Origin of the sequence: Pseudomonas sp. 15A4, from assembly GCF_016925575.1 — a bacterium.
Lineage (GTDB): Bacteria > Pseudomonadota > Gammaproteobacteria > Pseudomonadales > Pseudomonadaceae > Aquipseudomonas.
The window spans coordinates 5,164,384-5,180,726 of record NZ_CP068986.1; the positions used below are offsets into that span (position 1 = coordinate 5,164,384).

Consider the following 16,343-nt stretch of genomic DNA (forward strand, 5'->3'; position numbering starts at 1 on the left):
TGACCGGCTGTTTGCGCCATTGACGGCTTTAAACCAACTTACTTGCCGTAGATGTCGAAGTCGAAGTACTTGTCCTGGATGGCTTTGTATTTGCCATTGGCACGGATGGCCGCGATGGCGGCGTTGAGCTTGTCCAGGTCAGCCTTGTCGCCTTTGCGCACGGCAATGCCGACGCCGTCGCCGAAGTAGTTGACGTCGGTGAAGGCCGGGCCGACGAACGCGTAGCCTTTGCCGGATTCGGTGTTCAGGAAGCCGTCCTGCAGCAGGGTGGCATCCGCCACGGTGCCATCGAGACGACCGGCGCCGATGTCCAGATAGACTTCGTTCTGCGAGCTGTACGGCTTGATTTCAGCACCCAGCGGGGCCAGGACTTCCTTGGCGAAACGCTCGTGGATCGAGCCACGCTGCACGCCGATGTTCTTGCCCTTGAGCTCGGTCAGGGCGTCGCTGACGACGGTGCCCTGTTTCATGACCAGACGGGCCGGGGTGTTGTAGTACTTGTTGGTAAAGTCGACCGACTTCTTGCGGTCTTCGGTGATGGACATCGAGGACAGGATGGCGTCGATCTTGCGCACTTTCAGCGCCGGGATCAGGCCGTCGAATTCCTGTTCGACCCACACGCACTTGACCTTCATCTCTTCGCACAGGGCGTTGCCGATGTCGTAGTCGAAGCCGACGATGCTGCCGTCCGGCGCCTTCGAGGCAAACGGAGGGTATGCCGCTTCGATGCCGATCTTCATGGGCTTTTCATCGGCGAACACGGGCTGTGCCAATACGGACAGTGCCAGCGCACCCAGCAGCATGAGCTTTTTCATTTCTTGGAACTCCATCGGTATAACGCGACAAATGGCAATGAGCGAGACGCTCAATGAGCAGGAGGAATCAGAAATTGCGACGCGAGGTGCCGGCGGGTCTCTGGACCCGACTAGCCTTCGGCGAGTGGTCGGCATTTTAGCGGCAGGCTGAAAGTCGATATTTCTTCAATGCGACAACTAGTTACAGAAGCGCATGAAATCGTATTCAGGCTAATTGACATCCAAAAAGCTTTATGCGAGTGCCAGAGCTGGCAAACCTATCAACGAAGCAAATAACGCGCCCATTATTGGCAAAGCCTTATGATCCGGCAAGTCCAGCGTGGAAGCGGGTTGATTCGGGAGGATGAAATGCTTTGTTTTCGGGTGGAAACGCCCCACAGCGGGGCGCAAGGTTACGCGAGCGGATGTGCGGTAACAGATCGATAATTCCCGATTCTTCGGGGGACCGTCCGGGTTATTAGGATCAAGAGCGTCCGCCTGGGGGCGGACTGTTTCGCCTTCGGCGAGTTACTTGGAAAAGCACCCCAAGTAACCAAAGGTGCTTGCTCCTGGTTTGGCCCTCCTTCGTCGGGTTCCCTCACTCCGACGACGCTCCGTGGGCCCGCGCCGAACGGACATCCATGTCCTAGCGGCGCTCTCGCGGCATCCATGCCGCTCGGCCCACTCCGCGTCGTCTGCGTTCAGCCTGCACCCAAGTCGCGATTGGCGGTGTTTGAGCCTCTTGCGCATGAAGATCAAAAGCAGATCAAAGGCAGATCAAAGGCAGATCAAAGGCAGATCAACGGCAGATCAAAGGCAGATCGAGGGCGGATTGCGGGCTAAGGATACTGGGGGACTTGTGGGAGTGAGCTTGCTCACGAAGGAGTTGGTACATCCTTCGAATCTCTGATGTTTGAAATGCAGCATTCGCGAGCAAGCTCACTCCCACAAGGACGGGGGTGCGATCAGCATAATTGTTGGCGCCTGGACTGGCCTCTTCCCGGCTAAAGCCAGTCCCACTCACAGCAGCGCGTGCATTCAGTGGGACTATCGCCGACTGTAGGACCGGCTTCAGCCGGGAAGCTGTTGTTGTTGATCTTCTACGCGATAGCCCAGACACCGCAAAATGCGACTTTGGTGCAGGCTGAACGGAGGTCTCGCGGAGTGGGCCGAGCCGCAGGGATGCGGCGAGAGCGCCGTCAGGACATGGATGTCCGTTCGGCGCGGGCCCACGGAGCGAGGCCGGAGTGAAGGAACCCGACGAAGTCGGGCCCAACCGAGAGCAGGCACCCTTGGTTACTTGGGGATGGTGCGACTTTCGACTTTTCCAAGTAACTCGCCGAAGGCGAAACAGAGGCCGTTAGGCCGACGCCCTTGATCTTACGAAGCATGACCGTCACGCCGCAGTCATGGTCTTGTGGGTTTCCACCAGATGCGCCACCACACTCGGGTCAGCCAGCGTCGAGATATCGCCCAGCGCGTCGTACTCCCCGGTCGCGATCTTGCGCAGGATGCGTCGCATGATCTTCCCGGAACGGGTCTTCGGCAGGCCCGGCGCCCACTGGATCACATCCGGCGAGGCGATCGGGCCGATCTCCTTGCGCACCCAGTTGCGCAGCTCGATGCGCAACGCCTCGTCCGGCACCTCACCGCCATTGAGCGTGACGTAGACGTAGATGCCCTGCCCCTTCAAATCGTGAGGCACGCCCACGACCGCCGCTTCGGCCACTTTCGGGTGAGCCACCATCGCGCTCTCGATTTCGGCGGTGCCCATGCGGTGGCCGGACACATTGAGCACGTCGTCGACGCGGCCGGTGATCCAGTAGTAACCGTCTTCGTCGCGACGGGCGCCGTCACCGGTGAAATACATGCCGCGGAAGGTCTTGAAGTAAGTGTCGACGAAACGGTCATGATCGCCATACAGGCTGCGCGACTGACCCGGCCACGAGTCGAGAATCACCAGATTGCCTTCCGCTGCGCCTTCGATGAGGTTGCCCAGGTTATCCACAAGGGCCGGAATCACGCCGAAGAACGGACGGGTCGCCGAACCCGGCTTCAGGGCAATGGCGCCAGGCAGCGGGCTGATCAGAATGCCGCCGGTTTCGGTCTGCCACCAGGTGTCGACAATCGGGCAATTCTTCTTGCCGACCGTGTTGTAGTACCAGTTCCAGGCTTCCGGGTTGATCGGCTCACCCACCGAACCCAACAGGCGCAGGCTCGAACCGTCGGCGCCCTCTACGGCTTTGGTGCCCTCGGCCATCATCGCGCGGATGGCGGTCGGCGCGGTGTAGAGGATGTTGACCTTGTGCTTGTCGACAATTTTCGACACGCGGGTGATGTCCGGGTAGTTCGGCACGCCCTCGAACAGCAGCGTGGTCGCGCCATTGGCCAGCGGACCGTAGACGATGTAGCTGTGGCCGGTGACCCAGCCGACGTCCGCGGTGCACCAGTACACTTCGCCCGGACGGTAATCGAACACGCGCTCGTGGGTCAGCGCGGCGTACAGCAAATAGCCCGCTGTGGTGTGCAGCACGCCCTTCGGCTTGCCGGTGGAACCCGAGGTGTAAAGGATGAAAAGCGATTCTTCGGCGCCCATCTCTTTCGGCGCGCAGGTGCTTGAGGCCACGTCCAGCAGCGAGTGGTACCAAATGTCGCGATGACGGTTCCACTCGATATCGCCGCCGGTGCGCTTGCACACGATGACTTTCTGTACGCTCGCCGTTTCCGGGTTGGTCAGGGCACGGTCGACATTCGCCTTCATCGCGGTTTTCTTGCCACCGCGCAGCCCTTCGTCTGCGGTAATCACTACCTTCGATTTGCAGTCGATGATGCGACCAGCCAGTGCTTCAGGCGAGAAACCACCGAACACCACCGAGTGAATCGCACCAATGCGCGCGCAGGCCAGCATGGCCACCACGGCTTCCGGGATCATCGGCATGTAGATAGTGACGACGTCGCCGCGATGGACATCCTGCCCGCGCAGCGCGTTGGCGAACTTGCAGACTTCCTCGTGCAGTTCGCGGTAGGTAATGTTGCGGCTCTCGGAAGGATCGTCGCCTTCCCAGATGATCGCGATTGAATCACCGCGCTCGGCCAGATGGCGGTCGAGGCAGTTGTAGGAAACGTTCAGGGTGCCGTCGGCGAACCACTTGATGTCGACGCGGTGGTCGTCGAAGGAGGTCTGTTTGACGGTGGTGAATGGCTTGATCCAGTCAAGGCGCTGGGCTTGTTCGCGCCAGAAGCCATCGGGGTTGACCACCGACTGCTGGTACATCGCCTTGTAGGTCGCCTCGTCAGTCAGCGTATTGGCTGCCACTTCAGGGCGGACGGGGTACAGGGAAGCCGCACTCATCTTTCTTACCTCGGTGGAAATGTTGTTGTTTTATGACCCTGTTGTATCCGCCGATGGCTGCAAAGGCCATTCGACGATGGTCTTACCGACTCCGAGCATAGCGCCGAAAGCAGCTGAGGTGCCCGGTTTCAGGCAAATCTTCATGTCCCGGCTACGACTAAAGAACCCGTCGAGCCCGGCCAACAACCGAATAACAGCGATTGTTGCCGATTTGCTCAACAGACTTTATCAGAATGGTTTCTATATGAATTCCAGACAGGGGCATAGAATCCGTTCCGCCAACACGGCAAATGATTGATTAACAACAGCCCCCACGCTGGAGTATCGATCAACTAAACCCACCCGGTCATCATTCGCTTCACCCAGAGCCCCACAAGGATTCTGCGCACCCTGTCGACCGCACTTTCTGCGTCGCAGTGTTAATGAAGCAACTTAGAGGAAATGAGTAATGAAAGCTGCACTGGTTGTAATGGCTCTTTGTGGTTTCAGCGCCATGGCAATGGCAGAAGAATCCGGCGCAAAAGTCGCCGCCCAGCAACAGCGTGTCGAGGAATACACCTACTCCACCAAGCTGGATATCGCGAAGGTTATTTCGGTGGATGAAGTGCCGAACGTCTGCCAGGTCGTCCCACAGCATATGACCTACGTTGACTCTCAGGGCAAACGCCACGTGCTTGAGTATCAGGTCATGGGCAACGGTTGCAGCAACGGCTGATCAGTTGCGCTCGCCGCTTGTTTGCAAGAGCGCTTGCCCGCGAATCGCGGTGTATGAGTTTATATATCCGCTAACAGCATTACAGATTCGCGGGTAAGCGTGCCTCTGTAGTCATGAACAACTTTTAACTTTGGCCTATTCCGTAGTGCTTCAACTTATTGGCGACGGTTGTATGGGAAACACCCAATCGCTTGCCTAATAAACGGCTGCTCGGGTGCGCCGCATAGAGCTGCTCAAGTACTGCTTTCTCAAACCGCCCGACAATATCTTCCAGCCCCCTTCCAGGGAAAACGCTCCCAAGGGTTGTCGCACGCCGTAATCCGGCAGGCGAATATGGTCAGCTTTCACCAGTTTTCCGTCGCACAGCGAAACAGCCTGGAACAACACGTTTTCCAGCTGCCGCACATTGCCGGGCCAATCGTATTGGCTGAGGCGCTCCATTGCCGCTGGCGCCAGCCGGGGCAAAGTGCAGCCGATCTGTCGGCTGGCCTGATCGAGAAAGTGCTCAACCAGCGGCGCGAGGCCGTCCAGGCAGTCGCGCAGGGGCGGAATGTGCAGCGACAGCACGTTGAGCCGGTGATAGAGGTCCTGGCGGAATTCGCCCCGGGTGCAGAGTTCGGACAAGTCCACTTGCGTGGCACAGATGATGCGCACGTCCAGGTACACCTCCTCGTCGCTGCCGACCCTCCGAAAGCACCCTTCCTGCAAGTAGCGCAGCAGTTTCGCCTGCAACCGTCCACTCATCTCCGCAACCCCGTCGAGAAACAACGTCCCCCCGAGGTCAATTCGAGCAGCCCCAGCTTGCCTTCGGCTCGTGCACCTTCAAATGCGCCGGGGCCGTAGCCGAACAGCTCGGTCTCAGCCATGGATTCGGAGAACCCCGCGCAATTGAGCGCCATCATCGGCGACTGGCCGCGGGGGCTGGCCAGGTGACAGGCCCGCGCCAGCAGTTCTTTACCCGTGCCGGTTTCGCCTTCGATCAGCAACGGCGCATCCAGCGGCGCCATGCGCCGGGCCTCCCGGACCACCGCGGCCATCACCTTCGAGCTTTGAAAGATGCTGTCGAACCCACGCAGCTCCTGCTTGCGCACGTTATAGATGTGCTCGCCGACCCGGTCGGCGCGGTGCAGTGTCAGCACTGCGCCGGCCATGGCCTCGCTGTCTTCATGCTCGGATTGCAGGGGCGCGATGTCAGCCAGAAAGATGTCGCCCCTCACTTTCACACGCATGCCGTTGATGCGCGAGCGATTGGCGCGCACCAGTTGTGGCAAGTCGAAGTCCTCAGCGTAGCGGGACAGCGGGATGCCCGGCACCTCATCAACCCGCACTCCCAGCAGCTGCGCGGCGGCGCGGTTGGCCGCAACGATGGAGCCGCCCATGTCGATGGAGAGCACCGGGAATTCAAGTGCGCCGAGCAAAGCATTGAGCTCCATGTGCCGACGCTCGCTGGGCATCAATCCCACACGCTTGACGCCGAATACCCCGGCGATGGTCTCGAACTTCGGCACCAGCGCCTGGAACTGCAGATTGATCAGGTTCGGGCAACGCAGGTAAATGGCGTCGCCATGCTCACCGCCCACTTCGCCGCCGGAGACGTTGACGCCGTAAGCCACCAGCAACTCGAGGATGTCGCGCAGGATACCGACGCGGTTCTGGCAATGGACTTTGATACGCATGAAGGGCTCGCGAACGTGGCATCGATTTCGGATTGGGCCGAGTTTATCGTCAAGAATACGTTACAGCGCAAGCGCTGAATGAAGCGCATCAGGTGATGTATTTGAGCAAGCACCGGCTGGTCGTCACGATTTCTTTACAGATCCGCGAGCATTTCGGTGCTGATCGAACGGCAACCCTGCACTTCAAGAGCGCCAAATCAGCTATCAATGGCTCAATCGGATTTAACATCCGCACATCGCTTGCTCCATATAAGAAAAAACCATCAGGAGTGCCCCATGAGTACGCAGTACGTCGCCCGCGAGCCGGATGCCACCGGATTCATTGATTATCCCGACGCTGAGCACAGCATCTGGAACACCCTCATCACCCGGCAGCTCAAGGTCGTCGAGGGCCGTGCATGTCAGGAGTATCTGGATGGGATCGAGCAACTCGCCCTGCCCCACGACCGTATTCCGCAGCTCGGCGAGATCAACCGCGTCCTCGGCGCTACAACGGGTTGGCAAGTCGAGCGCGTACCGGCGCTGATCCCTTTTCAAACGTTCTTCGAGTTGCTGGCGAGCAAGCGATTTCCAGTCGCTACGTTCATTCGCAGCGAAGAAGAGCTCGACTACCTGCAAGAGCCCGATATCTTTCACGAGGTTTTCGGACACTGCCCGCTACTGACCAACCCCTGGTTTGCAGAATTTACCCACACCTACGGCAAGCTCGGTCTGGCAGCCAGCAAAGAGCAGCGCGTGTATCTTGCCCGCCTCTACTGGATGACCATAGAGTTCGGCCTGGTCGACACGCCCCAAGGGCGCAAGATCTACGGCGGCGGCATCCTTTCCTCGCCCAAGGAAACCGTTTACAGCGTGTCATCAACCCCCGAACATCAACCCTTCGACCCGATCGAAGCCATGCGCACGCCCTACCGCATCGACATTCTCCAGCCGCTGTATTTTGTGCTGCCGGATCTCAAGCGCCTGTTCGACCTTGCCCACGAAGACATCATGGGCATGGCCCGCACGGCGTCCGAACGAGGGCTGCACGCGCCGAAGTTCGCCGCCAAGACAAAAGCCGCCTAAACAAAAGCTGCCTGAAACAGCAAGCCCGAACCCGATCAAGGAATCTCCCAATGACCGCTCTCAATCAATCCCAGTGCGAAGCCTGCCGCGCCGACGCCCCACAGGTCAGTGACGCCGAGCTGCCGGACTTGCTCAAGCAGATCCCGGACTGGAACATCGAAGTGCGTGACAGCGTCATGCAGCTGGAAAAAGTCTTTCTGTTCAAGAATTTCAAATTTGCGCTGGCGTTTACCAACGCGGTCGGCGAAATTGCCGAGGCCGAAGGTCATCACCCGGGTCTGCTGACCGAATGGGGCAAAGTGACCGTGACCTGGTGGAGCCATTCCATCAAGGGGCTGCACCGCAACGATTTCATCATGGCCTCCCGCACCGACGAGGTGGCCAAAAGTGCCGAGGGCCGTAAGTAAATGCATTTTTCACAGATCCAGCGCGTACCGGACGATCCCATCCTGGGCCTGATTCAGGCCTACGCCAAAGACCCGAATCCGAACAAGTTCGACCTGGGCGTGGGCGTCTATAAAGATGCGCAGGGCCTGACGACCATTCCCCGCGCGGTGAAAATCGCCGAGCAGCGGCTGGTCGACTCGCAACCCACCAAGAGTTACATCGGTGGCCATGGCGAACCGCGGTTCGGCACGCTGATCTGTGAGCTGGTCATGGGCGCCGACTCACCGCTGATCGCCAGCAAGCGCGTTGGCGCCACGCAGACACCCGGCGGCACCGGAGCGCTGCGTTTGAGCGCGGACTTCATTGCCCATTGCCTGCCGGGCAAGGGCATCTGGCTGAGTGATCCGACCTGGCCGATTCACGAAACCATCTACGCCGCGGCGGGCCTGAAAGTCAGTCACTACCCCTACGTGGGCAGTGACAACACGCTCAACGTGCCGGCCATGCTGGAGACGTTGAGGACCATTCCCGAGGGCGACGTCGTCCTGTTGCATGCCTGCTGCCACAACCCGACCGGGTTCGACCTGTCCCGTGATGACTGGTACGCGGTGCTGGACATCGTCAAGCAACGCAACCTGCTGCCCTTGATCGATTTCGCGTACCAGGGTTTTGGCGACGGTCTTGAGGAGGACGCCTGGGCGGTTCGCCTGTTTGCCGGCGAACTGCCGGAGCTGCTGATCACCAGTTCGTGCTCGAAAAATTTCGGCCTGTACCGCGAGCGCACCGGCGCCTTGCTGGTTTGCGCCGACACCACCGACAAGCTGATGGATGTACGCAGTCAGCTGTCGGCGACGGCCCGTAATCTGTGGTCGAATCCACCGGATCATGGCGCTGCCGTCGTCGCCGAAATCCTCGGCGATCCTGAATTGAAAGCCCTTTGGGCTGAAGAAGTCGAAGAGATGCGCAGCCGCATTGCGCACCTTCGGGTCGGGCTGGTCGAGGCACTCACGCCGCTGGGTCTGGGTGAACGCTTCGCCCACATCGCCGTGCAGCGCGGGATGTTTTCCTACACCGGCATGAACGACGATCAGGTGGCGCGTCTGCGCAACGAACACAGCGTGTACATGGTGGCGGCGGGTCGGGCCAACGTGGCGGGGATTGATGCCACGCGACTGGCTGAACTGGCAGCGGCGTTTGCAGCGGTTTGCGAGGACTGAGGCGCTCACCGAGCCGACTTTTTCGAGGGCCGCGCGCATGTTGTAGGAACCCATCCTCACTACATGACCGGCGGCCCGCATTTAAAAGTCTGATTGTCATTTGTACTGCTGTATCCTCCCTGAGCGTTTTAAGACGCGCTGTTCAATTCAGCCGCAACACACTTGTGAGGAGCGATGATATGCATGAAATCCCGAACTTCCCCTTCCCAAGCCAAACCCAGCAAAGTGCAGCAGCCCGCCAGGAACTCGGTCAGCCGATCGAGATGAAAGCCAGCGGTAAGAGTAATGACAGCAGCAAAGCCCAAAGCCCGCGCTGAAGGCCGATTTTTACCGCTGACTGTTCAGCCCCTATGGAAGAGCGTCTTCAAGGTGTATTTCCATAAGGGCTGAATCATTCGCAACAGGCTTTACCTCTGCTTGACCCCGAAATCAGATCCGCCCATCCGCTGCTGCCATGAACCACCGTGCCTCGTTATCATGTGCCCTCGCACGGATTCAAGCGTCTACGCTTCAACCCGATTGACCCCTCGCTATTCTTTTTCCGTCGTAACCGTGGATCTATGCCCATGCCAGACGCTTCGAGCGCTGCCCCTCAACGTCCTATGGCTGTCACGCTGCAGGTTGTTTCCATCGTGCTGTTCACCTTCATCGGCTACCTGAACATCGGTATCCCGCTGGCCGTATTGCCGGGTTATGTGCACACCGACCTTGGCTTCGGCGCGGTCGCCGCCGGGCTGGTCATCAGCGTGCAATACCTCGCCACACTGCTCAGTCGCCCCTTTGCCGGGCGCTTCATCGACACCCGAGGCCCGAAAAAGGCCGTCATCATCGGCCTGTTCGGCTGCGGGTTGAGCGGCGTGTTCATGCTCCTCGCCGACTGGCTCGACGCCTGGCCGATGGTCAGTCTGATCAGCTTGTTCGTGGGCCGTCTGGTGCTCGGCAGCGCAGAAAGTCTGGTTGGCTCCGGCTCGATTGGCTGGGGCATCGGCCGCGTCGGCGCTGCCAACACGGCCAAAGTGATTTCCTGGAACGGTATTGCCAGCTACGGCGCACTGGCCATCGGCGCGCCGCTGGGTGTGCTGCTGGTCAACGCGCTGGGGCTGTGGAGCATGGGCGTCAGCATCATGCTGCTCGCGGCGCTGGGGATTTCCCTGGCCTGGAAGAAAACCCCGGCGCCGTTGGTGCATGGGGAGCGTTTGCCCTTCCTTCACGTGCTAGGGCGTGTGCTGCCCCACGGCACCGGGCTGGCGCTGGGGTCGATCGGTTTCGGCACCATCGCGACGTTTATCACGCTGTATTACGCCAGCCACGCCTGGCCGAATGCGGTGTTGTGCCTGAGCCTGTTCGGCGCCTGTTTCATTGGCGCACGCCTGCTGTTCGGCAACCTGATCAATCGCATCGGCGGCTTCCGCGTGGCGATTGCCTGCCTGTCGGTGGAGACGTTGGGGTTGCTGCTGTTGTGGCTGGCGCCCAACCCGAATCTGGCATTGGCCGGCGCGGCGCTGACCGGCTTCGGCTTCTCACTGGTGTTCCCGGCGCTCGGCGTTGAAGCGGTGAATCTTGTGCCACCGGCCAGTCGCGGTGCGGCAGTGGGGGCTTATTCGCTGTTCATTGATCTGTCACTGGGGATTACCGGGCCGGTGGCGGGCGCCGTGGCGGCAGGCTTCGGCTTTGCGTCGATTTTCCTGTTTGCCGCGCTGGCTTCGCTGAGCGGGCTGGGGCTGAGCGTGTATCTCTATAAGCACGCGAAGAGGACCCGGGAAAAGCCAGTCGCGAGCTGATCCCGCTTGCGCGGGTCAAAAATCGACTTTGCCCCGCCCTGCCTTGATCGACCCGCGCTTGGTCTTCGACTCCAGTCGACGGGTCTTCGAGCCCAGGGTCGGCTTGGTTGGCCGGCGCTTCTTCTCGACCTTCCCTGCACTGATGATCAACTCACTCAGACGCTCCAGCGCGTCGGCACGGTTCTGCTCCTGCGTCCGGTATTGCTGCGCCTTGATGACCAGCACGCCGTCGCTGGTGATACGACTGTCACGCAGCGCCAGAAGTCGCTCCTTGTAGAACGGCGGCAGCGACGAGGCGTTGATGTCGAAGCGCAGGTGCATGGCGCTGGACACCTTGTTGACGTTCTGGCCACCGGCACCCTGGGCACGGATGGCGGTCAGCTCGACGTCGCTGTCCGGCAGATGGATGTTGTTGGAGATGATCAGCATCGCAACCTATGTCCTGGTTCAAAGCCGCCGCGATTTCACCGGCGGCTCTCGCCTCATTTGATGATCGACGTGCGCTGGGCCATCGACTCGCTGTTGGCCCGGCGCTTGTTCTTGATCAGGTAGAACACCCACATCGCCGCCAGCCAGACCGGGATCGCGTACACCGAAACCCGGATACCGGGAATCATCAGCATGATCCCCAGAATCAGCACCACAAACGCCAGACAGACGTAGTTGCCGTACGGGTACCACAGCGCCTTGAACAGCGGCTGCTGGCCGACGCGGCTCAGGTGCTGGCGGAATTTGAGGTGGGAATAGCTGATCATCGCCCAGTTGATCACCAGCGTCGCGACCACCAGCGACATCAGCAGCTCAAGGGCGTTTTGCGGCATCAGGTAGTTGAGCAACACGGCAATCAGCGTCACCGCCGCCGATACCAGAATCGCCCGCACCGGAACACCCCGACTGTCGACCCGCGCCAGTGACTGCGGCGCATCGCCCTGCTCGGCCATGCCGAACAGCATGCGTGCGTTGCAATAAGTGCCGCTGTTGTAGACCGACAAAGCCGCCGTCAGCACGACGAAGTTGAGAATGTGCGCCGCCGTTGTGCTGCCCAGCATCGAGAAAACATGCACGAACGGGCTGCCGCTGTAGGCATCGCCGGAGGCATTGAGGTCAACCAGCAAGGCGTCCCACGGCGTCAGTGACAGCAGCACCACCAGCGAGCCGATGTAGAAAATCAGAATCCGGTAGATCACCTGGTTGATGGCCTTCGGAATGATGGTGCGCGGCTGGTCCGCTTCCGCAGCGGTGAAGCCGAGCATTTCCAGGCCCCCGAACGAGAACATGATGAACGCCAGCGCCATCACGAGCCCGCTCACGCCATGGGGGAAGAAGCCACCCCGATCCCATAGATTGCTCACCGACGCTTGCGGGCCACCCTCGCCGCTCACCAGCAGATAACTGCCCAGGGCGATCATCCCCAGAATCGCCACGACCTTGATGATCGCGAACCAGAATTCGGCCTCGCCGAAGACTTTCACATTGGCCAGGTTGATGACGTTGATCATCACGAAGAACACGGCTGCCGAGGCCCACGCAGGGACTTCCGGCCACCAGTACTGGATGTATTTGCCGACGGCGGTCAGCTCGGACATGCCCACCAGAATGTACAAAACCCAGCAGTTCCAGCCCGACAGGAAGCCGGCAAAGCCGCCCCAGTATTTGTGGGCGAAATGGCTGAACGACCCGGCCACCGGCTCTTCGACGATCATCTCGCCGAGCTGGCGCATGATCATGAAGGCGATGAAGCCGCAGACGGCGTAGCCAAGGATCATCGACGGGCCAGCGGATTTCAGAACCCCTGCCGAGCCCAGGAACAGACCCGTGCCAATCGCGCCACCGAGGGCGATCAGCTGGATGTGGCGGTTCTTCAGACCGCGCTTCAAGTCACCCGAATGGGACATGTTTTCACTCATTGGCAAATCACCTTGGCGCGCTTGTCTGTGACGGAATCGAACCCGACGCGCTCATGGCGCGACGGAGGAAAACGGAGTGGGTAACCCCGAGGGGTTGGCGTCCGTACGCCGGTGGATCACAGAAAAAACGGGCGCGCATTGTACACCGCTCACACCGGTTTGCGCGGAAGAGTAGGACCGGCTATAGCCGGGAAGCTGTTATTGATTGGGCTTTCAATCACCCCACCGACACAATTTTGTCGCAAAAATAATTAAATAAAATCGTAAGCCCCCTAACGTTGTTTTCGTTGCAACTTCTGAAAAGTCCGGCAAAATGCCAGCATCCAGCACCCGTTTTTCACTTTGCAACAGCCTGACTATTGAACTAGTTTTTTCAGTGCTTGCTGGCCACGAAGGTCAGTGTGCTTCCATGACGAGGACTTAAAGCGATGCCTTTCGTCCTCGCTGCATTCGGCAAGTACGTCATTCTCAGGAGATTCACCTATGCAAACAGTTGAACTGGCTCTGGAAGAAGAACTGCAATTGGACGATTGGTTTGAAGCACCGACTCATGATGCCGCTGTGGAGATGATGCAGGCCGACGCCGTGGTGCCGTTTGGCACCGCAATGTGGCCGTTCTAAAACAGCTGAAGGGCGAACGTGGCTAACGCGTTCGCCCTCTTGTTTTGAGCATTCGGAGCGGAGCGCACCCATGGACAACAGCAGCGCCATCGAACACTTCCTGTATTACCTGCAACACCACCCCGCCGTTAACGGCATGACCACTCCTCAAGTACTACTGGCCCATACCCCGGAATACCGCAGCCTCATCGACGCCATCGCCGAAAGCTCGACGGCGCGGGATTTCTTCCGGTTCAGCACTATGCCGCTGGACACCACCCCGGTCGGCGAACTGACAGAAGCCATCACCCATTCCGATCTCTTTGTCCTGTTCTACGATTCCTCAACGCTGCCTAACCCGCGCGCCGAAGGACCGCCTTTCATTCGTCAGTTGCAGGACGTGATGTCGGCGCAGTGGAAGAAGTCTCTGCTGTTCAAGGATTACGGCGACTATTTCTACGACACGTTCAGCGTTGAGCCAGAGCGCATCGCGCAGCTGAATGCGGCGTTGATCGACACCATGAACGAAGGCGAGACCCTCAGCTTCAGCGACGAGCACGGCTCGTACTTCGAGGCACCGCTGCGCGAACTGAAGAAGTGGACCAACATCAACGGCGTCGGCAACTACGACCTGGCACCCGGTGAGATCGCCACCCACAGCGAATCCATCAACGGTCATGTGCGGTTCCTCGGCACCTTTCTCAGCACCATCCCTTTCGCGCGCAAGTACGGGATCATCGAATCGCCACTGGAACTGTGGATCGAGAACTCCGTGGTGACCCGCATCGCTACTGACGTACCGGGGCTGGAGCATGACTTCAATAAGTACCTGGACGCCAATCCTTCGAACCGGCGCATCGAAGAACTGGGGATCGGCACCAACGAAGGCGTCAGTCAGCTGTACGCGCGCAACGCGGGGTTCGAAGAGCGTCACTGCGGGCTGCATCTGGGCCTGGGCGGCGGCGCCAAGGGCAGCCATCACATGGACCTGATCTTCAACAGCGGTTCACTGGCCGTGGACAAGCGCGTGGTGTTCGACGGCACCGCCTACGTCGTCTGACTGTTAAGCGCGCATAAAAAAACGCCAGTCTCTCGACTGGCGTTTTTCGTAGTGCAGACCGCTGTCAGTGTTTCACTACGGCATTACTCAGGCTTGCGACGACCGAAGCCTGGACGCTGACCGGAGCCGCTTGGCGGGCCGCGGCGTTTGCCGGACGGGGTCTTGTCGTCCACCAGACCAATGCCAGGGCGCGAAGGCTTAGGCTTGGCTGGGCGTTTGTTCATGTCGCTCGGACGTTCCGCCACTGGCGTACCACGACCGTTGTCACTGCGAGCGCTGTCGCCACGTGGATTGCCGCCACGGGCATTGTCGCCGCCACGACCACCGATGGCCGGACGCGGGGTGCGCGCCGGACGACCGTTTTCCGCAGGCTTGCGCGCCGGGCGCTCGCCATCCGCCAGACGCGGCTCGCGGGCCGGACGATCCGGAGACACCGCATCCTTGGCCGGACGCAGCTGACGCACGCGCTCGCCTTTGCCCAACGGACGGGACGACTGACGCTGCAAACGCTCCAGCTTGTCCTTGGTCTTGGCGGTCATCTGCGGCATGGCGACCGGCGTCAAGCCGACCTCCGCGCTGAGGATGTCGACTTCCTGCTGACTCATTTCGCGCCAGCGGCCCATCGGCAGGTCGGAATTAAGGAACACCGGACCGAAACGCACGCGCTTCAGGCGGCTGACCACCAAGCCCTGGGATTCCCACAACCGGCGAACTTCGCGGTTGCGGCCTTCCATCACCACGCAGTGGTACCAGTGGTTAAAGCCTTCGCCGCCCGGTGCCTGCTGGATGTCGGTGAAACGCGCCGGGCCGTCTTCCAGCACCACGCCAGCCTTCAGGCGTGCCAGCATGTCGTCGTCGACTTCGCCACGGACGCGCACGGCGTACTCGCGGTCCATCTCGAACGAGGGGTGCATCAGGCGGTTGGCCAATTCACCGTCAGTGGTGAACATCAGCAAGCCGGTGGTATTGATGTCCAGACGACCGATGTTGATCCAGCGGCCTTCTTTCGGGCGCGGCAGGCGATCAAAGACGGTCGGACGGCCCTCGGGGTCGTCACGGGTGCAGATTTCACCGTCTGGCTTGTTGTACATGATGACGCGGCGAACGGTTTCGGCGGCTTCTTCGCGTCGGATCACGCGACCGTCGACCGTGATGGCGTCGTGCAGGTCAACGCGTTGACCGAGCGTGGCCTGAACGCCGTTGACCTTGATGCGGCCTTCGCCGATCCAGGCTTCAACGTCGCGACGGGAACCAACGCCAATGCGCGCCAGAACCTTCTGCAGTTTTTCGCCTGCTGGGCCGATCTCTTTGTCTTGCTTGTCTTGTTCACTCATCTGGGCACCTCCCGGTGTGTCGAATCAGGGCATGCGCGAGTGGGCATGGCCTGTGGCCCGGCTCTCTGGAAGAAAGCGACTCCGGATCAGAACAACTCTGACGCGGAACGGGCAGAAAACTGAAATCCCTGGCGCGTGTGGATCGCCAAAAGGTCGCGAATCATACGCGCCTGACGCGCGTTGCGCATCAAAGACTAGATGAAAAAATCAGGCTCACTTCTTTTTCCGCCGACTGGCGCCCTTGAGCTTGATCAGCCGAAGGGCCGATTCGGCGAGCACCGAGCGCTTTTCGTCCTTCTCCATCTTCTTCCAGGATTTGATCTCGCGCTTGCTGCGACCGCAGCCGAGGCAAATCTCTTCGTCGAACTTGCAGAGGCTGATGCAGGGATTCTTGGTGCTCATGGGTTCGCCTGAGTGAGGAATTGGAGCTGCGGACATTTCCGCCGCAGCCATCG

General features: G+C 60.0%; 14 protein-coding genes and 1 pseudogene. 8 read left to right on the top strand and 7 right to left on the bottom strand.

The features are described from left to right. Window positions 1–38: 38 nt before the first annotated feature. On the bottom strand, window positions 39–815 hold the full coding sequence (locus JN403_RS22860) for an ABC transporter substrate-binding protein (RefSeq protein WP_122537545.1): 777 nt from the start codon (window positions 813–815) through the stop codon (window positions 39–41). Between the two features lie 1,375 nt (window positions 816–2,190). After that, window positions 2,191–4,146, bottom strand: a complete 1,956-nt coding sequence (acs, locus tag JN403_RS22865) for an acetate--CoA ligase (RefSeq protein ID WP_122624629.1) — start codon at window positions 4,144–4,146, stop codon at window positions 2,191–2,193. A gap of 448 nt (window positions 4,147–4,594) precedes the next feature. Here acs and JN403_RS22870 point away from each other — a divergent pair, with 448 nt between their 5' ends. After that, window positions 4,595–4,861 carry a DUF2790 domain-containing protein gene (locus JN403_RS22870; protein ID WP_122624628.1) on the top strand — a complete coding sequence of 89 codons (267 nt, stop codon included), beginning with the start codon at window positions 4,595–4,597 and terminating at the stop codon, window positions 4,859–4,861. Between the two features lie 124 nt (window positions 4,862–4,985). Here the strand turns inward: JN403_RS22870 and JN403_RS22875 are convergent. Further along, window positions 4,986–6,537, bottom strand: a pseudogene (locus JN403_RS22875) (sigma-54-dependent transcriptional regulator). 276 nt (window positions 6,538–6,813) lie between these two features. Here JN403_RS22875 and phhA point away from each other — a divergent pair. The 5 genes from phhA to JN403_RS22900 all read left to right on the top strand — a co-directional run bounded on the left by phhA (window position 6,814) and on the right by JN403_RS22900 (window position 10,987). Then, entirely contained in the window at window positions 6,814–7,602 is a 789-nt protein-coding gene (gene phhA, locus JN403_RS22880; protein WP_205484440.1) for a phenylalanine 4-monooxygenase, read from the top strand. Window positions 7,603–7,652: 50 nt separating this feature from the next. Then, window positions 7,653–8,009 carry a 4a-hydroxytetrahydrobiopterin dehydratase gene (locus JN403_RS22885; protein WP_065986962.1) on the top strand — a complete coding sequence of 119 codons (357 nt, stop codon included), beginning with the start codon at window positions 7,653–7,655 and terminating at the stop codon, window positions 8,007–8,009. After that, window positions 8,010–9,206 (top strand): amino acid aminotransferase, encoded by a 1,197-nt coding sequence (locus JN403_RS22890; RefSeq protein WP_205484441.1) that lies wholly within the window; start codon window positions 8,010–8,012, stop codon window positions 9,204–9,206. 179 nt (window positions 9,207–9,385) lie between these two features. Next, window positions 9,386–9,523 carry a hypothetical protein gene (locus JN403_RS22895; RefSeq protein WP_163023151.1) on the top strand — a complete coding sequence of 46 codons (138 nt, stop codon included), beginning with the start codon at window positions 9,386–9,388 and terminating at the stop codon, window positions 9,521–9,523. A 249-nt stretch (window positions 9,524–9,772) separates the two neighbouring features. Next, a complete protein-coding gene (locus JN403_RS22900; protein WP_122537538.1) occupies window positions 9,773–10,987 on the top strand; it encodes an MFS transporter in 1,215 nt (404 codons plus the stop codon). A gap of 15 nt (window positions 10,988–11,002) precedes the next feature. Here the strand turns inward: JN403_RS22900 and arfB are convergent, their stop codons facing one another. Beyond that, window positions 11,003–11,416: an alternative ribosome rescue aminoacyl-tRNA hydrolase ArfB gene (gene arfB, locus JN403_RS22905; protein WP_065986956.1), complete on the bottom strand. Its 414-nt coding sequence runs from the start codon at window positions 11,414–11,416 to the stop codon at window positions 11,003–11,005. 53 nt (window positions 11,417–11,469) lie between these two features. After that, window positions 11,470–12,894 carry an amino acid permease gene (locus tag JN403_RS22910; protein ID WP_205484442.1) on the bottom strand — a complete coding sequence of 475 codons (1,425 nt, stop codon included), beginning with the start codon at window positions 12,892–12,894 and terminating at the stop codon, window positions 11,470–11,472. Window positions 12,895–13,377: 483 nt separating this feature from the next. On the opposite strand from JN403_RS22910, the gene JN403_RS22915 reads away from it, so the two are divergent. Together JN403_RS22915 and JN403_RS22920 are read left to right on the top strand one after the other, a co-directional pair. Further along, window positions 13,378–13,515 (top strand): hypothetical protein, encoded by a 138-nt coding sequence (locus JN403_RS22915; RefSeq protein ID WP_163022139.1) that lies wholly within the window; start codon window positions 13,378–13,380, stop codon window positions 13,513–13,515. A 70-nt stretch (window positions 13,516–13,585) separates the two neighbouring features. Next, on the top strand, window positions 13,586–14,554 hold the full coding sequence (locus JN403_RS22920) for a leucyl aminopeptidase (protein ID WP_205484443.1): 969 nt from the start codon (window positions 13,586–13,588) through the stop codon (window positions 14,552–14,554). A gap of 83 nt (window positions 14,555–14,637) precedes the next feature. On the opposite strand, the gene rluB is transcribed toward JN403_RS22920, so the two are convergent. Continuing rightward, a complete protein-coding gene (gene rluB / locus JN403_RS22925) occupies window positions 14,638–15,888 on the bottom strand; it encodes a 23S rRNA pseudouridine(2605) synthase RluB (RefSeq protein WP_122537535.1) in 1,251 nt (416 codons plus the stop codon). A gap of 213 nt (window positions 15,889–16,101) precedes the next feature. Further along, window positions 16,102–16,290 (bottom strand): DUF1289 domain-containing protein, encoded by a 189-nt coding sequence (locus JN403_RS22930; protein WP_163022138.1) that lies wholly within the window; start codon window positions 16,288–16,290, stop codon window positions 16,102–16,104. Window positions 16,291–16,343 lie beyond the last annotated feature (53 nt).

What these genes read in the sequence shown, in the direction of transcription:
- JN403_RS22860 (WP_122537545.1), bottom strand. Translation starts at nt 815, where the DNA reads ATGAAAAAGCTCATGCTGCTGGGTGCGCTGGCACTGTCCGTATTGGCA.
- acs (WP_122624629.1), bottom strand. Translation starts at nt 4,146, where the DNA reads ATGAGTGCGGCTTCCCTGTACCCCGTCCGCCCTGAAGTGGCAGCCAAT.
- JN403_RS22870 (WP_122624628.1), top strand. Translation starts at nt 4,595, where the DNA reads ATGAAAGCTGCACTGGTTGTAATGGCTCTTTGTGGTTTCAGCGCCATG.
- phhA (WP_205484440.1), top strand. Translation starts at nt 6,814, where the DNA reads ATGAGTACGCAGTACGTCGCCCGCGAGCCGGATGCCACCGGATTCATT.
- JN403_RS22885 (WP_065986962.1), top strand. Translation starts at nt 7,653, where the DNA reads ATGACCGCTCTCAATCAATCCCAGTGCGAAGCCTGCCGCGCCGACGCC.
- JN403_RS22890 (WP_205484441.1), top strand. Translation starts at nt 8,010, where the DNA reads ATGCATTTTTCACAGATCCAGCGCGTACCGGACGATCCCATCCTGGGC.
- JN403_RS22895 (WP_163023151.1), top strand. Translation starts at nt 9,386, where the DNA reads ATGCATGAAATCCCGAACTTCCCCTTCCCAAGCCAAACCCAGCAAAGT.
- JN403_RS22900 (WP_122537538.1), top strand. Translation starts at nt 9,773, where the DNA reads ATGCCAGACGCTTCGAGCGCTGCCCCTCAACGTCCTATGGCTGTCACG.
- arfB (WP_065986956.1), bottom strand. Translation starts at nt 11,416, where the DNA reads ATGCTGATCATCTCCAACAACATCCATCTGCCGGACAGCGACGTCGAG.
- JN403_RS22910 (WP_205484442.1), bottom strand. Translation starts at nt 12,894, where the DNA reads ATGAGTGAAAACATGTCCCATTCGGGTGACTTGAAGCGCGGTCTGAAG.
- JN403_RS22915 (WP_163022139.1), top strand. Translation starts at nt 13,378, where the DNA reads ATGCAAACAGTTGAACTGGCTCTGGAAGAAGAACTGCAATTGGACGAT.
- JN403_RS22920 (WP_205484443.1), top strand. Translation starts at nt 13,586, where the DNA reads ATGGACAACAGCAGCGCCATCGAACACTTCCTGTATTACCTGCAACAC.
- rluB (WP_122537535.1), bottom strand. Translation starts at nt 15,888, where the DNA reads ATGAGTGAACAAGACAAGCAAGACAAAGAGATCGGCCCAGCAGGCGAA.
- JN403_RS22930 (WP_163022138.1), bottom strand. Translation starts at nt 16,290, where the DNA reads ATGAGCACCAAGAATCCCTGCATCAGCCTCTGCAAGTTCGACGAAGAG.